Source organism: Rhizobacter sp. P3_B12, assembly GCF_056402895.1.
Window position 1 is genome coordinate 1 of the sequence record NZ_JBFUGN010001762.1, and the last position, 557, is coordinate 557.

Sequence of the window (557 nt, forward strand, 5' to 3'; positions counted from 1 at the left end):
GTGCTGACCGAGCGCCGGGCCGAGGAGTTCCGGGTGGTGGCATACGACACGGCACGCGGGTGTGCTGCGGCGTACTTCCCCGAGACCAACGTGCTCGTCCCCCTCGACTCGACGGCCAAGGGCAGCAACACACCCACGTCGAAGGCGGTCGTCGTCCGCCTGGAGGCACGCTGATGGGCCGGCTCACCTCACGCCACAAGGTGGTGCGGATCGACCTCGACGGCGAGGCCACCCGCTCCATCGACACCATCGCCGGCGAGGAGCCGCTCGAGATCAGGCTCAACGGCGCCACCTTCACGGTGACGATGCGCAGCCCGGGCCACGACGTCGACCTCGCGCACGGGCTGCTCCGGGCGGAGGGCGTGATCTCGGGCCGGGACGACGTCCTCGCCGCTCGCTTCTGCTCGGACCTCGACACCCTCAACGTCCTCACCCTCGACGGCCCCGGCCGCGGCGGCGAGCTCGCCGTGACCTCGACACGCAACCTCGCCTCGCTCGGCGGGTGTGGGCTGTGCGGCACCACGGCCGTCGACGCGGTCGACGCCGTCGTCGCACGC

General features: G+C 72.2%; 1 protein-coding gene. It reads left to right on the plus strand.

All coding sequences use genetic code 11. The features are described from left to right. Positions 1 to 173: 173 nt before the first annotated feature. A partial coding sequence (locus AC1D01_RS38090; RefSeq protein WP_477875194.1) for a formate dehydrogenase accessory sulfurtransferase FdhD occupies positions 174 to 557 on the plus strand: 384 nt, incomplete at its 3' end.